13 protein-coding genes are annotated in these 15,663 nt (G+C 37.7%); 9 read left to right on the top strand and 4 right to left on the bottom strand.

Annotated features, from left to right (window positions below; genetic code table 11):
• Positions 1 to 186: 186 nt before the first annotated feature.
• From GNT69_RS05740 to GNT69_RS05730, 3 genes are all read left to right on the top strand, one after another.
• Positions 187 to 1,920, top strand: a complete 1,734-nt coding sequence (locus GNT69_RS05740; protein ID WP_203554023.1) for an ABC transporter ATP-binding protein — start codon at positions 187 to 189, stop codon at positions 1,918 to 1,920.
• 294 nt (positions 1,921 to 2,214) lie between these two features.
• Complete coding sequence (locus tag GNT69_RS05735; RefSeq protein WP_203554022.1) at positions 2,215 to 2,313, top strand: YjcZ family sporulation protein; 99 nt, start codon at positions 2,215 to 2,217, stop codon at positions 2,311 to 2,313.
• Between the two features lie 33 nt (positions 2,314 to 2,346).
• Positions 2,347 to 2,484: a YjcZ family sporulation protein gene (locus GNT69_RS05730; RefSeq protein ID WP_203554021.1), complete on the top strand. Its 138-nt coding sequence runs from the start codon at positions 2,347 to 2,349 to the stop codon at positions 2,482 to 2,484.
• Positions 2,485 to 2,608: 124 nt separating this feature from the next.
• Here GNT69_RS05730 and GNT69_RS05725 read toward each other — a convergent pair whose 3' ends face one another.
• Positions 2,609 to 2,842, bottom strand: coding sequence for a hypothetical protein (locus GNT69_RS05725; RefSeq protein ID WP_203554020.1), 234 nt, complete (start codon positions 2,840 to 2,842; stop codon positions 2,609 to 2,611).
• A gap of 329 nt (positions 2,843 to 3,171) precedes the next feature.
• Between GNT69_RS05725 and GNT69_RS05720 the strand changes: the two genes are divergently transcribed.
• On the top strand, positions 3,172 to 4,362 hold the full coding sequence (locus GNT69_RS05720; RefSeq protein ID WP_203554849.1) for a Bcr/CflA family efflux MFS transporter: 1,191 nt from the start codon (positions 3,172 to 3,174) through the stop codon (positions 4,360 to 4,362).
• Between the two features lie 584 nt (positions 4,363 to 4,946).
• Here GNT69_RS05720 and GNT69_RS05715 read toward each other — a convergent pair.
• Complete coding sequence (locus GNT69_RS05715; RefSeq protein WP_203554019.1) at positions 4,947 to 5,861, bottom strand: LysR family transcriptional regulator; 915 nt, start codon at positions 5,859 to 5,861, stop codon at positions 4,947 to 4,949.
• A gap of 24 nt (positions 5,862 to 5,885) precedes the next feature.
• Complete coding sequence (locus tag GNT69_RS05710; RefSeq protein WP_203554018.1) at positions 5,886 to 7,067, bottom strand: LL-diaminopimelate aminotransferase; 1,182 nt, start codon at positions 7,065 to 7,067, stop codon at positions 5,886 to 5,888.
• Positions 7,068 to 7,355: 288 nt separating this feature from the next.
• Here GNT69_RS05710 and GNT69_RS05705 point away from each other — a divergent pair, with 288 nt between their 5' ends.
• From GNT69_RS05705 to GNT69_RS05690, 4 genes are all read left to right on the top strand, one after another.
• Positions 7,356 to 8,015: an SDR family oxidoreductase gene (locus GNT69_RS05705; RefSeq protein WP_203554017.1), complete on the top strand. Its 660-nt coding sequence runs from the start codon at positions 7,356 to 7,358 to the stop codon at positions 8,013 to 8,015.
• Between the two features lie 463 nt (positions 8,016 to 8,478).
• Complete coding sequence (locus GNT69_RS05700; RefSeq protein ID WP_203554016.1) at positions 8,479 to 9,996, top strand: malate:quinone oxidoreductase; 1,518 nt, start codon at positions 8,479 to 8,481, stop codon at positions 9,994 to 9,996.
• A gap of 210 nt (positions 9,997 to 10,206) precedes the next feature.
• A complete protein-coding gene (locus tag GNT69_RS05695) occupies positions 10,207 to 11,154 on the top strand; it encodes an alpha/beta hydrolase (RefSeq protein WP_203554015.1) in 948 nt (315 codons plus the stop codon).
• 117 nt (positions 11,155 to 11,271) lie between these two features.
• Entirely contained in the window at positions 11,272 to 12,912 is a 1,641-nt protein-coding gene (locus tag GNT69_RS05690) for a flavin-containing monooxygenase (RefSeq protein ID WP_203554014.1), read from the top strand.
• Between the two features lie 103 nt (positions 12,913 to 13,015).
• Here the strand turns inward: GNT69_RS05690 and GNT69_RS05685 are convergent, their stop codons facing one another.
• Complete coding sequence (locus tag GNT69_RS05685; RefSeq protein WP_203554013.1) at positions 13,016 to 13,711, bottom strand: response regulator transcription factor; 696 nt, start codon at positions 13,709 to 13,711, stop codon at positions 13,016 to 13,018.
• A 1,343-nt stretch (positions 13,712 to 15,054) separates the two neighbouring features.
• Here GNT69_RS05685 and GNT69_RS05680 point away from each other — a divergent pair.
• The gene (locus GNT69_RS05680; protein WP_203554012.1) at positions 15,055 to 15,555 is read left to right on the top strand and encodes a Gmad2 immunoglobulin-like domain-containing protein; all 501 of its coding nucleotides are present in this window, start codon (positions 15,055 to 15,057) and stop codon (positions 15,553 to 15,555) included.
• Positions 15,556 to 15,663: the final 108 nt, after the last annotated feature.

Below are 15,663 nucleotides of genomic sequence, written 5' to 3'. Positions count from 1 at the left end.
ATTTTGTCTATAATTTTATACAAATTTCAACATTATTCTGGCTTTTTGTGGTGAATCTTCCTGGATTTTTTACAGTCTCATATGAATGGGCTTGTGAATGAACTTCCGGGTGTTTCGAACTGAAATCATCGTTCAATTGATGTAAGATAGGAAGGAAGCAAAGTTAGTCCATTATGGAGGAATCACATGGAAAAACAACAAGGAAGTTTAAAACCGTTTTTTTCACTCATCTTATCGATTCAAATACCTAAATGGGCATTAACGATTGGATTAATTGCGAGTGTTGTAACAACGATTGTCGGCCTTTCAATTCCATTGTTAACACGCGAATTGGTTGATGGGTTCACTGTTTCAACAATTAGCATGACCTTAATTATACTCATCGGTGGTGTATTCATTCTTCAAGCCGTTCTTGATGGAGTTTCCACCTATTTGCTAGCGGCAGTTGGCCAAAAGATTGTGGCTCGCTTGCGGGAGAAAATGTGGTTTAAATTGATTCGTCTCCCCGTTCGTTATTTTGATAAACATCAGAGCGGCGAATCAGTGAGTCGAGTTGTAAACGATACAGGAATTGTTAAAGATTTAATTTCACAGCATTTTCCACGGTTTATTACTGGTTTAATTTCCATTTTCGGGGCGGTTATTATTCTCTTTATTATGGATTGGAAAATGACGTTATTAATGTTAATTTCAGTGCCAATCACGATGGCGATTATGATTCCCCTAGGACGGAAAATGTCCAAAATCTCCCGTGGCTTACAAGATGAAACAGCGAAATTTACAGCAGATATTCAACAAACAATTAGTGAGATTCGCTTAATGAAATCTTCTACCGCCGAAGCATTTGAAGAAACAAAGGGGAAAAATGGGATACATAATTTATTGTCTTTCGGATTAAAGGAGTCCCGTATCTTTGCGTTAATTGGCCCGTTTATGTATTTTGTCGTCATGGTTGTGATTGTCATTATCATCGGCTACGGAGGTGTCAGGGTGGCGAATGGAACGATGTCAACCGGTTCGCTCGTTGCATTCTTACTTTATCTTTTTCAAATTATTTTTCCAATTACTTCTTTTGCCATGTTTTTTACTCAACTACAAAAAGCAAAAGGGGCAACAGAACGAATGATTGATATTTTGGCTCTCCCTTCAGAAGATGGTCAAAATGGGATTGAAATGGATATTGGGAACAAACCAATTGTTGTTTCCAATGTCTCCTTTGCTTATAGCGAGGATGAGCCTGTTCTCGATAAAATCTCTTTTGAAGCACAGCCCGGTCAGATGATTGCCTTCGCAGGGCCTAGCGGTGGCGGCAAAACAACGATGTTTGGGTTGTTAGAGCGTTATTATGAACCAACGTCTGGCAAAATCGTGATTGGTGATACCCCAATTTCGCAATTATCGCTAGCTGCATGGCGTAGCCAAATTGGTTATGTTTCACAAGAGAGTGCAATGATGGCCGGAACCATTCGTGAAAATCTTTGCTATGGATTGAAAGATGCTGAGTTGATTTCAGATCAGCGTCTATGGGAGGTAGCTGAAATGGCCTATGCCGATCAATTTATTCGATCATTTGCCAAAGGTTTAGATACAGAGGTAGGAGAACGCGGGGTAAAATTGTCTGGCGGTCAAAGGCAAAGAATTGCGATTGCACGTGCATTTTTACGTGATCCAAAAGTGTTAATGATGGATGAAGCAACTGCCAGCTTGGACAGTCAATCAGAAAGCATCGTTCAACAAGCCTTATCACGATTAATGGAAGGGCGAACGACATTTGTCATTGCCCACCGGTTATCAACGATTGTCGACGCCGATCAAATTATTTTTATTGAAAAAGGAAAAGTCACCGGAATGGGAACGCATCAACAATTAATCCAGTCTCACCCTTTATATCGGGAATTTGCCGAACAGCAGTTAGCATGACCGTAGGAATTGAACACCGCGAGGTCACTTAAAGCAGCAGTTTAGGTCGTTTCTAATTTAAGGAAATCAACTGGAAAATTTTTAAAATAAAAGCGACGTTCGCCTAAACAGTTACCATGTCTCCTTCATATGATTTAATAACTGTAACAATTTAACATTTATTTTTCCTGAAAAAGGCTTCTTATTAAGAGGCTAGTCAGACTGAGCCCATTTTTTTAAAAAAATGGGCATCTGCCATTTCCAAAAATACGAAAACCCATATAGTAATAACAAATGAATAAGGAGGTGTTGTTAATGAGTGGTGGATACGCAGGAGGAGGCTTCGCCTTGATTGTCGTATTATTTATCCTCCTTATTATTGTAGGAGCATCTTACATCGGCTTTGGTTACTAAAATAAATGAACGATAAACGTTAGGAGTGATAAAATGGGCTTTGGATATGGATGTGGTCATGGTATTGGATATGGTGGCTATGGTTTCGGCAGGTTTGGCGCTCGTGGCGGATTTGCGCTAATTGTCGTGTTATTTATCTTACTAGTCATCATTGGCGCAGCTTGGATTTAAGAAAATCTAGCAGAGGCAAGAGTGGAGGCCATCCTCCTTCCGTGAAAATCCCGAATCCGTTTGGATTGGGGATTTTTTTGTGCTCAGTGGGGAATGAGGAATCCCCACTGTCTAGAAGTTGTGTTTATTGCTGATTGCGATTTTGTTTATTTTTGTTTTCATTCCCTGTTACATTATTAACCATATTTGTTGTTGCGTCTACTGCGTTCATTGCAGCATTTTCAGTTGTTTCTAATGCACTATGAACAGTTTGGAATGCAGCCCCTGCGGTATTTTTAATTCCTTCTGAAATACTTTTGTTGTTTTGCTGATTGTTTTTATTGCTATTGTTGTTGTTGTTATTTTGTTGATTAGCCATGTTTTTCACCTCCTGACCATAAATAGATTGTGTAGTAGAAATTGAATTATTCGTTTTTTTATTTTAAATACAAATAGGATAATTAAAAATGTCTATATTCAAGAATGTTCATGTTCACTAAATGATTTGTTTGCAAGGTCCAACCGTTTTATTTGAGCATTTATGAAATAATTGGAAAAAGGATTTGAAAAGGATGTAATAAAAAAACATTTGTTTTATAATAAGAGAATTAAAGTTTATATATTCGAAATATTCTAGGAGGTTAAAGTGATTTGGAAAAATCAAAGGTGGTCAGCAAGGGTGCCACAAAAACAAAAGTTTCAATAAGTATCATCATCCTATTAGGGGCTTTAACTTCGATTGGGCCATTGAACATTGATATGTATTTGCCGGCATTTCCAACGATTACGAACGAATTTCAAACAACAGCATCGATTGTCCAGTTAAGCTTAACTGGTGGGCTAATTGGTTTGGCAGTTGGTCAATTAATAGGTGGGACTTTAAGCGATATTTACGGAAGACGAAAGCCATTAATGATTTCGTTAATCTTATTTTGCATCGCATCTATTCTTTGTGCGTTTGCTCCTTCCATATGGTTCTTAATAGTGCTACGACTTATACAAGGGGCAGCAGGCGGTGCAGGAATTGTCATCGCCCGGGCATGTGTACGCGATATGTATTCTGGGAGTGATCTGACCAGGGTCTATTCTATCCTTGTTCTCATTATGGGGCTTGCGCCTATTCTGGCACCTATCATTGGGGGCCTTTTGCTTAAATATATGTCATGGCGGGGGATTTTCTTTACTCTTTTTGCCCTTGGAGCTGTTATGCTAACATGTATTATTTTTATATTTTCTGAAACATTGGTTAAAGAAAAACGTACAACAGGAGGATTTGGTCAAACCTTATTTAATTTTAAAAGTTTGCTAGTTGATCGCATCTTTTTAGGCTATGCATTAGCATTAGGTTTCTCAGCCGGAGCGATGTTTGCTTACATATCTGGTTCACCTTTTGTTATTCAAGAGATTTACGAGTTGTCTCCCCAGATGTATAGTTTGCTGTTTGCGATGAATGCATTTGGTCTAGTGGTTGCTTCACAGTTGACAGGAAGATTATCACCTCGCTTTGGGGAGACTCGGTTTTTGATGATAGGAATCATCATGTCGTTCGTTGGCGGATTGTTGTTGCTCGTTTTTACTTTAATTGGGTCAGGGTTAGTTCCGGTTTCGCTTGCGTTTTTCTTAATCGTCTCAAGTACAGGGTTTATTAACACGAGTTCTATTTCATTAGCGATGCAAAGTCAAAGTAAAAATGCAGGAAGTGCTTCTGCACTGCTTGGGTTGATGAATTATGGCATTGGCGGCATGGTTGCCCCAATTGTCGGAATTTTAGGAAGTCAGACAGCGATTCCATTAGGAATTGTAATTGCCGTATGTAGCTCTTCTGCGTTTTTAACTTATCTGTTGCTCATCCGAAAACGGTCGCTAACTGTTTCTGAACAGGTTGGGGTAGAACAATAGGCGGTTCAACGCTAAATAACAATACTTATAAAAAAAAGAAGGAAGCTCAGAGTAACGGGTTCCGTTTCCTATCGCAAAACGTCAAATTTACGCAGGAAAATGCAATTCTTTTTGGGCTATAAAATGTAGGGCAATTTGTAAGGCTAGAGAAATTAAAACACATTAGAAATAGCAAGGGTTTATACCCTTGCTATTTTACTTTTAATTGCTAATTCTTCGGATTGCGAATTTTACTTATTAAGATGTTTGCAAATCATTTCCGCCTTCTCCATATCGATTTTTGTGTAGGTTTGAGAATGAATAAGCGGAGATATTCCGCTTAACTGCTCTAAATAAGACAAAATTCAAAGGTTTGGATCATATAAACGGAAAAACTCCCCTTATTTTTAAGAAAATATCGGTATTTCCCAGTTTAGACGGAATTTTTCCGTTTATTTTTCAGACGCAGTGAAATCAATATTCAGTTATAACAGAGCCTAACCTTAAATGAAAAAATCCGGATATCAATTTTCAATTAAAAATGTAGTGTATTTGGCTGCGGTACACTGGCGATTGTACCCCACATTCCTTGCTATAGTTTTAAACTATATCTGGCCTTGTTCTTGGGCAATGGTTTCTTTTAAATACTGAATATAAATATTTGCAAGAGAACTGTTTGTTACGTTTTTATGAGTAATATATCCAACGGTAATCACTTCATCTATTTTCAAAGGAACCGCAACAATGTCACTATTCAATTCCTGACTAATGACACCTGTTGAAATTGTATACCCATTTAAGCCAATTAGTAAATTAAACAAAGTGGCCCGATCACTCACTCGAATGTTTTTCGGTCTAGAGAGAGTACTTAAAATCTCCTCGGAAAAATAAAAAGAATTATAATCTCCTTGTTCAAAAGAGAGATAAGGGTATGGAAGTAAATCATCTAATGTCACAAAATCCTGGTTCACTAGTGGATTAGTCGAGCTAATAAAAACATGAGGTTTTGCTTCAAATAGCTCGTGGAACTTTAAACTTCCTTCTCTTAGGAATTTCTGAATCACCTTTTTATTAAACTCACTCATATATAAAATCCCGATTTCACTCCGCAGATTTTTCACATCATCAATGATTTCATAGGTCTTCGTTTCCCGTAGAGTAAATTCATATTCCTCCCGATCATACTCTTCTAACAGTCGTACAAAAGCACTCACCGCAAACGCATAGTGCTGAGTTGATACTGAGAAATGGTGCTGAGGCGATTGTGCATTGGAATAGTGATTTTCAAGCAACTCTGCTTGTTCCAACACTTGTCGTGCATAACCTAGAAACTCCGAGCCTTCAGGAGTGATAATAATGCCCTTATTGGTTCGCGAAAAAATCGTAATGCCTAATTCCTTCTCCAGTTCTTTTAAAGCGTTAGAAAGGCTTGGCTGACTAATAAACAAATTCTGCGCCGCTCTATTTATTGAACGGCTTCTTGCCACTTCGATTACATATTTTAATTGTTGTAATGTCATCTTAGATTCCTCTCTATAGCTAACTTACTTCTGGGAATTCAACGAGAATATCGGTAACTCTTTCAACCTAGAAACAGCCTTTTCTAATAGTTCTTCATGCTGAGTTAGCGCAATTCGAACGTAGCCCTCGCCTTCTTTCCCGAAAGCATTTCCTGGTGTAACCACGATTCCAGCCTCATCGATTAACTTATAGGCAAATTCGGTTGAAGTAAAGGGCTTTGGTACTTTTGCCCAGATAAACATCGATGCCTTCGGAAACTCAACTTTCCAACCTAATTCATTTAAACCAGTTACTAAAGAATCTCTTCGCTTTTTATAGATGTTTCGTAACTGCTCACTATATTGAGCTGAGTGATTTAAAGCAGAAATCGCTGCCTTTTGGATTGGTAAAAATACCCCATAATCAAGATTAGACTTTAAACGATTTAATCCAGTTATAATTGATTCATGGCCAACAATATAGCCAATTCTGCATCCAGCCATATTAAAGCTTTTAGATAGAGAATTAAATTCAACCCCCACATCCTTTGCTCCGTCGACAGATAAGAAACTAATTGGCTTTTCCTCGTAATAAAGCTCTGAGTAGGCAAAGTCATGAATAACGACTAGATGGTTTTCCTTTGCGAACTGAACGACTTTTTTGAAAAATTCCTTCGTAGCTATGGCTGGTACCGGGTTGCCTGGGAAATTTAAGATTAAGACCTTTGCTTTTTTACAAATCTCTTCCGGGATTGCATTTAAATCGGGTAAAAATTGATTCTCTTCTTTCAACGGCATTTTATAGGGGCGGGCACCAGCTAAGGAGATTCCTGCATCATAAGCGGTGTACCCTGGGTCAGGAACAAGGATAATATCTTCAGGATTTGTCAGCACAAGAGGTAAATGCACAAGTCCGTCCTGAGAGCCCATCAACATGATGACCTCCGTTTCTCCTTTTAAATGAACATCAAATTGGCGATGATAATAGTTTGTAATTGCTTGGTGAAGCTCCTCAGTTCCGGTTAGCGTATAGCCATACTGAGACGGGTCTTGAACATTTTTCTGTAATTCGTCCATGACAAAATCAGGAGGTGGTAAGTCGGGACTCCCAATACTTAAGTCAATGAGTTCTTTTCCTTCTAGAAGCTTTAGTTTCTTATAATTGGCTAGTTCGTTGAAAATTGACGTTTGAAACTCATTCATTTTTTCAGATAGAGTAATCTTCAATCTAAATCTCTCCTTGATGTATAAGTAGTATGTAATTTAGTATGTCCTCATAAAATTAGTATACGTATATTTTTGCTAGGAAACTATGAAAATAAAATGACTTAATATTTATTTTTTCCATTTTATCAAATCATTTAAGGGTTTGATATCTTTTATCAGGAAAATGTTTGAGTGATCCACCAGACTAAAACTAGTGTTAGGACAAGGGCAATAACTAGACATAAACCTGTTATTTGGCTTACCATTACAGTTAGTTGAAAAAGTCTATATTTATTTCTCAAAGAAAGGATGAAGAAATTGAAAGTTCTTGTTGTTGGCGCCAATGGGCAAATAGGAAAACATCTAGTTTCATTGCTGCAGAAAACGGATCATCTGGAAGCAAAGGCGATGATTCGTAACGAGGAGCAAGCGTCCTTTTTTGAAAATTTAGGCACGGAAGTTGTAGTCGCGAATCTTGAACAGGACATCGAAACGATTGCCAAAGCTGCCGATGGAGTCGATGCTATTGTATTTACTGCAGGATCTGGGGCACATACAGGGAAAGACAAAACAATTATGGTTGATTTAGATGGTGCTGTAAAAACAATCGAGGCAGCGAAAGTGGCCGGTGTGAAGCGGTTTATTATGATTAGTTCATTTGATACGCGACGATCGGCTATCCAGTCTGCTCCTCCATCGTTTGCTCCATATGTCGCTGTGAAGCATTATGCCGATGAATGGTTAAAATCAACCGATTTGGACTATACGATTATTCATCCAGGGGTTTTGACAAATGAAAGTGGGGCTGGCCTAATCAATGCAGCATTTGAAGTTCCTAGAGGGGAAGTCCCGAGGGAAGATGTAGCAAGTGTCATCATCGCCTGTTTAGAAAATGTCGCGACCATTGGCAAGGAATTTCAAGTAGTGACTGGAACGAAACCGATTAAGGACGCAATCCAGTCAATTTAATGATAGTTTTTACTGATTAGGTAGAAAAAAGTACAACTATATTTGAGAAATCATCATCCTTCGCTTTATCTTCATATCCCTTTTGAAAATAAAGGAAAGCGAAGGCTTTTTTAAAATTTTTTTAAAAAAACAACTAATGAATGAGAATTTGAATTCTCCTTTTTACTACCTAAAATAATGGACGAATGGCTGAATAATTGAGACGAACCACAATGCAACTTACACTTTTATAATGAAACTTTTAATCTTCTGTTATATGCTGACTCTTTTTCCAGGTGATAAAAGCAAACTTATCAACATTAATACCTTTTAAATACTTTATAATTATCATATAATAATAGATATTTAATTGGCAATATTTGTGACGGGGAAGATGTATACTAGATGATCATCTAGTATAGTGTGAGTATGCGCAGAAGCGCTAGCATCTTTTCTGCGAACATAGGGGGATAATGGAGCTAAAATGAGTAAAAGAGAAACGAAATCAGACGTTATTTTAATTGGCGCTGGAATCATGAGTGCGACATTGGGGACATTGCTGAAAGAACTGGTACCGAACTGGAAAATTACTGCATTTGAAAAACTTGAAAAAACAGCAGAGGAAAGTTCAAACGAGTGGAACAATGCCGGAACAGGTCATGCGGCACTTTGTGAATTGAACTACACAGTGGAAAAACCGGATGGATCTGTTGATATTAGCAAAGCGATAAAAATTAATGAACAGTTTCAAAGTTCGATGCAGTTCTGGTCTTATCTTGTAAAGAATAAGCTGATTCAGAATCCGCAGGATTTTATCATGCCTTTGCCTCATCTAAGTTTCGTCCAAGGGGAGCAAAATGTCGAATTTTTAAAGAGACGCTTTGAAGCACTTACAGATATTCCACTATTTCAAGGGATGGAATTTTCTGATGATCCGGAAAAACTGAAAGATTGGCTTCCGTTAGTAATGGAAGAACGTAACTCAATTGAACCAATTGCGGCAACAAAGATTGATACTGGAACGGATGTTAACTTCGGTGCTTTAACGCGTATGTTGGTTACTCATTTAGAAAGTAAAAATGTCGATGTAAACTACAATCATTGTGTAACAAATATTACACGGACAAGTGATGGTTTATGGGAATTGAAAGTTCGCAATCTTGAGAATGGTGTGATTGAACGCCATACAACAAAATTCGTTTTTATTGGAGGTGGAGGCGGAAGTCTGCACTTATTGCAAAAAACGGGTATTCCGGAAGGCAAACATATCGGTGGCTTCCCGGTTAGTGGATTATTTATGGTTTGTAAAAATCAAGATGTTGTTGAACAGCATCATGCAAAAGTATATGGCAAGGCAAAGGTTGGTGCACCGCCAATGTCTGTTCCGCATCTTGACACGAGATATATAAATAATGAAAAATCATTACTATTTGGGCCATTTGCTGGTTTCTCACCAAAGTTTTTAAAAACCGGTTCCATGTTCGATTTGCTGACTTCGATCAAACCGGATAACGTTTTAACGATGTTGGCCGCGGGCGCAAAAGAAATGTCCTTGACAAAATATTTAATTCAGCAAGTGATGTTATCGAAAGAGCAACGGATGGAAGAGTTACGTGAGTTTATCCCGAATGCGAAAGCTGAAGATTGGGATTTAGTTGTTGCGGGTCAACGTGTACAAGTTATTAAGGATACGGAAGCAGGGAAGGGGACACTTCAATTTGGAACGGAAGTGATTACTGCTGCTGATGGCTCGGTTGCAGCATTACTTGGCGCATCTCCAGGCGCTTCAACAGCTGTACACGTGATGCTTGAAGTCATTAACAAATGTTTCCCAGAACAGATGAAAGAGTGGGAACCGAAAATTAAAGAAATGATCCCTTCTTACGGCATTTCACTGATGGAAGATCAAGATCTTCTAGAGGAAATCAAATCGTTTACAACAGAAACACTAGGCTTAGCGGAGGAAGAAAAAGAAAAGACTCATTTGTTACAGGAAGCATAGGTTGCGGTTTAATACTGATAATTAGAGTTCATTTTTAACCTCTTTCCCCTTGATAGGGAAAGAGGTTTCTTTATTCGATCAAATAATCGCTTTTAGTAAAAATATCCCCTTTTAAGGGGGGGGGACCCACTCTAAAGTGGGAATATTTAGATAATTCAGAATAATGTATCTTAAGTATAGAACTAGTTATAAAGAGAAAGGGATGATTCTATGCCGAACTTAGCACCAGAAGCAAAAGCATATTTAGAAATGTTTAATCAAATGCCTGCCATTCAATCAATGGATCCTCAAGCAGTAAGAGAAATGTTTGCCCAAGCCCCTCCTGTTGAGGTCGAGTTAGCGCCGCTTGCAAAGGTGGAGAATCGTTTAATTCCAGTTGGTGAAGATGAGGAGATAAAAATTCGAATTTATACTCCAGAAGGGGAAGGTCCTTTCCCACTCTTTGTTTACTATCATGGTGGAGGATGGGTCATCGGAGATATTGAAATATCCGATGCAAGCTGCAGAATGATTGCAAATCGGACAGGTTCAGTCGTCGTATCGGTGGATTATCGACTTTCTCCTGAATATAAGTTTCCAATTCCATTGCAAGATTCATATGCGGCTTTACAATGGGTCCATGATCATGCATCGTCATTAAATGGTAACGCTTCCAAGTTAATTGTCGGTGGAGATAGCGCAGGCGGGAATCTTGCGACGGTTGTCTCGATGATGGCTCGTGATCAAAATGGACCACAAATTTCAGCGCAAGTGCTCATCTACCCAGTGACAGATTTGGGATATAATACAAAGTCTTATAAAGAATTTGAACAAGGTTTTGGGTTAGATAAAGATCTGATGATTTGGTTTGGGACTTATTATATTCGAGACGAATCTGATCGGCAGAACAAATATGTAGCCCCGTTATTAGCTGAAGACTTAAGCAATCTTCCACAAGCTTTAGTTATCACAGCAGAATGTGATGTACTAAGGGACGAAGGATTAGCCTATGCAAAACGTTTAAAAGATGCGGGTGTCAAAGTTGACACGATTTGTGAAAAAGGATTAGTTCATGGTTATTTTACCAATATGGCTGTTTTTCCAGATCGGATTAAAGGAACGATTGCGAGAATGAGTCAGTTTTTAGCCGAAGCTGATCAAAAGGTTAAAAATACTTAATGGTCAATCGCTGTTTTATTCATCATGTACTAAAGACCAATTAATCGAATTTTTCAAACAAACATTTGTTTGTATAAAGAGTTTCAAATACCAGAATTAAGAGAGGATGGTTCTAATATGGCAAATCAAAAAACTGAGGTCATTATCTTAGATGCAGTGGTCGTAGGAGCAGGGTTTTCGGGGATGTATATGCTTTACCGTTTACGTGAAGCTGGATTTCGTACGCGCGTCTTCGAAGCAGCTGATGGTGTAGGTGGGGTGTGGCATAAAAATCGTTACCCAGGAGCCCATTGTGACAATGAAAGTGTCGATTATGGCTTTACCTTCTCTGAGGAGCTTTACAAAGAATGGAATTGGTCTGAAAAATTTTCTGAGCAGTCCGAAATACTAGATTACCTTAATTACGTAGCTGATAAGTTTGATCTCCGTCGCGATATTCAGCTTAATACTCGAATTAATTCTGCTTATTATAACGAGGAACAGAATAGGTGGACCATTCAAACAGATGAAGGGACGACCATTAGCGCTAAGTACTTTATATCGGGAGTAGGCTGTCTTTCAACTGCAAATATTCCTGATTTTAAAGGGCTTGATCGTTTTGAAGGCAAATGGTACCATACTGGAAACTGGCCAAAGGAAGAAGTGAACCTCAAGGGGAAACGAGTTGGTGTAATTGGTACAGGATCGACGGGAGTTCAACTCATTCCTGCCATTGCACCTGAGGTAGGGCATCTTACTGTTTTCCAAAGAACACCACAATACAGTGTACCAGCAAGGAATCATCCTTATGATCCGGTATATTTAAACGAAGTGAAGGAAAGCTTTGAAGAATATAAGCAGAAAAGACGATATTCCTTCGGTGGATTCCCTAATGATGTAGAAGCTAGGCCTTCAGCACTGCAAGATACTCCAGAAGAGCGTGAGAAATTATACGAGGCGGCATGGGAAAAGGGCGCGGTTAGTAGTTTCTTTCTAGAAACTTATCAAGATTTAGTCGTTAACCCGGAAGCGAATGAAACATTGTCCGAATTTATTCGCAATAAAATTAGACAGACTGTCAAAAATCCTGAAGTGGCAGAGAAACTATGTCCAACTTATTATTATGGAACGAAACGACCAATTCAGGATACGAATTATTACGAAACGTATAACCGTGATAATGTAAGTTTGGTCGATGTTAAAGCAAATCCAATTGTTGAGATTACACCAAAAGGGATTCGAACAACGGACGGAGAATATGAACTCGACGTCATTATATTTGCTACTGGATATGATGCGATGACAGGATCGCTCTTTAAAATTGACATTCGTGGAAAAAATGGTTTGTCACTGAAAGAAAAATGGGAGAATGGGGAACAAACGAAAACTTATCTAGGAATTGCAACTTCTGGTTTCCCTAATATGTTTATGATCACTGGTCCTGAAAGTCCATCGGTATTAAGTAATGTACCTACTTCTATCGAACAACATGTCGAATGGATATCAGATTGTATCGAATATCTTCGCGAAAATGACATTGAAGCCCTTGAGGCGAAAGAGCAAGCAGAAGATGAATGGAGCAAGCATTGTCGGGAAGTGGCTGAAGCTACTCTCTTTACAAAGACGGATTCTTGGTATACGGGTGCGAATGTTCCTGGGAAGCCACGAAGATTTCTCATCTATCTTGGAGGAGTCGGCCCGTACCGTGAAAAATGTAGCGAAGTTGCATCGAAAGGGTATGAAGGTTTCTCTTTAGAATCTACTTTAAAAAAAGCATAAATCGATAATCGAATCTTTTGACTGAGTGATAGGAAATAACCTGTAGTCACATCTTGTTGGACTACAGGTTATTTTTAAATCAGTTTTATCCAGGAAAGATGTATCATGTAATACAACCTCTTCGTAATAATTCAGCTATCGCTTCGACACGATTATTGACTCCTAACTTCTTGATGGCAGATTTAATATAATCTTTTACCGTATATTCACTTATTCCCATTGAATTAGACATTTCTTTTATACTTTCTCCCCATGCAATCCGTTGTAGCACTTCGCTTTCCCGTTTGCTTAGGTTGTCAAATGACTGCCCTTCGTTGTTATTCTCAATAATTTTTCCTACTAACTTTCCGTATAGAGTAAGATGAGATAAAAGGTTTTCATTGCAAATGAAATTTTCGGGTAGTTCACGTCCAATAAAATAGCCGACTAGAGATGAACTAAAGGAAATTGGTATGATAAAGTGGTTATTTTTTTCATTAGGGTTCGTGTATTTACACCCATATTTTTCAAAAAACTCTTCATTTGAAATATAGATAGCTTTGCGTTTTCGTAAGGCGTTATGTATAGGTGGTAAATTTCGGATGTCATCTCTAACATGTCCAATATAGGATAAACCTGAAGAATTAATTTTAATGATTCCTTCAACAATGTTCCCAAGAGGTGCATATCTATATAGATGAGCTTCTTGGAACGGAAATAATTCGAGTAGACCTCTAGTGCATAAATGGAGTTTTTCCTCTTGAGTTGAAACTTTATTCAAATTAGAAATATACTCTTTTATCGTCCATTCATTTACCATTTTTAACCTCCATAATGAATATGTGATAGATCTCTTTGTTTTTTTGAAAAGAGTAAATTTTTACTGAATATATTTAATATTATGAATATTTAATAGGCAAAAATATTAACCGAAAAGCGAAGCATGCTGTCTAAATGAAAAATAAGGAGATCTTAGTGGAAGTTCCTGAGACGAATGGGTCGTGCTAGAATATTAGCTGCTTCCAAAACAACCTATAATAACTAATTATAACAAAGTCCTATAATAAAAAGAGAGGGTCCAAGTTACTAAGTCTAATGTATGATATGCGGCTCAAAAATGAATACTAGATGGCTGGAACTTGTCGAGGAGAACGTGTAATGCTAGACAATCGAAGTGCATCGACAAGATAGGGGGTTGAAAATCATCTCCTAACATGGTAAAGGATTCCGTTTCCTATCGCAAAACGTCAATTCGCACAGGGAGATGTAATCCTTTTTGAACTATTGTGTAGGTTTGAGAATTCATAGGCGGAGAATTTCCTGCTATTGTAGTTAGGAGAAGCTTTAGAAGCGGATATAGGCGGAGATATTCCGCTTAACTGCTCTAAATAAGACAAAATTCAAAGATTTGGATCATATAACCGGAAAACCTCCCCTTATTTTTAAGGAAATATCGGTATTTCCCAGTTTAACGGGAATTTTTCCGGTTATTTTTCAGACGTAGTGAAATCAACATTCAGTTCTAGCAGAGCCTAACCTTAATATTTTTCAGTATATCCATTTTCGATTAATGATGGAGTGTATTTTCTGCAGTACGTACCTACACATGTTAATCTAACAATGGCACTACAGGTCTTCTAAAATAATGATCGAAATTCCTTTATTTCATGAAAATAGACCTCCAAATTAAGATACAATTTGAAGGTCATATCGATATAAGTGGTGGAAGGTGAAAGGAGGAATAAGAGAACTCATTTTTATGGATTTAAGTTTTATTTTAGGTCCATTCTTTGCAGGTACATTGTGGGTTTTTCATTTAACCTTTGGCAAGTTTAAGCGTTACCTTCTATATAATCTAAAACTGCATTTCGAAAATATTTGCCTGTTTCTAACCTGATCCGAATTGGACAAATGATCATTTCCTGGATTTCAATTCCCTTTTTACCATTTTTTCCCTCCTTAGAAATATTATTAGTCAATAATGTAAGAACCATTCTTTTAAGTGATGTTTTTACAAAGACCTGTAGTTTTAATGTCATTCACTGTCCCATGAATGAATGGTTTAAGCTTTCGGTTTGTTTTAAAATAAAGATAGGAAACGAGAAGTTTACTCACAATTGCAAGAATACGCTGTAAAATCTATAAACAGAGGAGATGATAGTGATGAAAAAAATCTTGGTTTTATTAATGTTAATTGGTATTTTGGCAAGTTGTAATCAACAAGATGAAAATACTAGTGGAAAAGAACCGAATGAGGCAAATCCAGAAATCATTGAGGAGAAAGAAGAAAATCGAGATGATGAGAATTCGGCAGATTCAATTGAGTCTGAGGGGAATGCGAATGATCAAGATGAAATCGTTTATGAAAACGAAGCCTTCAAGGAAGTCATCGTAAATGAATCAGAAAAAGAAATCATTATAACTGGAAAAACACAAGTTTTTGAAGGAGTATTCCAATATGCTGTTTACGAAGGAGATGAGGTATTGCTAGAAAATTACTACCAGACTGATGGAGGTCCTGCTTGGGGAGAATTTGAAATCACATTAGAAAAAGAATTGATCGTTGGCGAAAATCGAAGACTTGAATTATTTGTTTATTCCGCAAAGGATGGTTCGAAAATAAATACGTTACAAATAGATTCCTTCCCTATAAAGAATGAGTAAGGTCCTAATATTTTGATGATAGGGAAATAAAGGGAGAAGCAAGTGTAAAAACAATTATGCTCTCCCTTAACGTTTTTTATAATTTCTGACAAGTGACAGGCGTTTCTG

It is taken from the genome of Bacillus sp. B15-48 (genome assembly GCF_016879755.1).
Classification (GTDB): Bacteria; Bacillota; Bacilli; order Bacillales; family Cytobacillaceae; genus Mesobacillus_B.
This window is presented reverse-complemented; position numbering and strand designations above follow the sequence as displayed.

Coding starts and splice junctions, on each gene's coding strand:
- GNT69_RS05740 (WP_203554023.1), top strand. CDS start 187: ATGGAAAAACAACAAGGAAGTTTAAAACCGTTTTTTTCACTCATCTTA.
- GNT69_RS05735 (WP_203554022.1), top strand. CDS start 2,215: ATGAGTGGTGGATACGCAGGAGGAGGCTTCGCCTTGATTGTCGTATTA.
- GNT69_RS05730 (WP_203554021.1), top strand. CDS start 2,347: ATGGGCTTTGGATATGGATGTGGTCATGGTATTGGATATGGTGGCTAT.
- GNT69_RS05725 (WP_203554020.1), bottom strand. CDS start 2,842: ATGGCTAATCAACAAAATAACAACAACAACAATAGCAATAAAAACAAT.
- GNT69_RS05715 (WP_203554019.1), bottom strand. CDS start 5,861: ATGACATTACAACAATTAAAATATGTAATCGAAGTGGCAAGAAGCCGT.
- GNT69_RS05705 (WP_203554017.1), top strand. CDS start 7,356: ATGAAGAAATTGAAAGTTCTTGTTGTTGGCGCCAATGGGCAAATAGGA.
- GNT69_RS05700 (WP_203554016.1), top strand. CDS start 8,479: ATGAGTAAAAGAGAAACGAAATCAGACGTTATTTTAATTGGCGCTGGA.
- GNT69_RS05695 (WP_203554015.1), top strand. CDS start 10,207: ATGCCGAACTTAGCACCAGAAGCAAAAGCATATTTAGAAATGTTTAAT.
- GNT69_RS05690 (WP_203554014.1), top strand. CDS start 11,272: ATGGCAAATCAAAAAACTGAGGTCATTATCTTAGATGCAGTGGTCGTA.
- GNT69_RS05685 (WP_203554013.1), bottom strand. CDS start 13,711: ATGGTAAATGAATGGACGATAAAAGAGTATATTTCTAATTTGAATAAA.
- GNT69_RS05680 (WP_203554012.1), top strand. CDS start 15,055: ATGAAAAAAATCTTGGTTTTATTAATGTTAATTGGTATTTTGGCAAGT.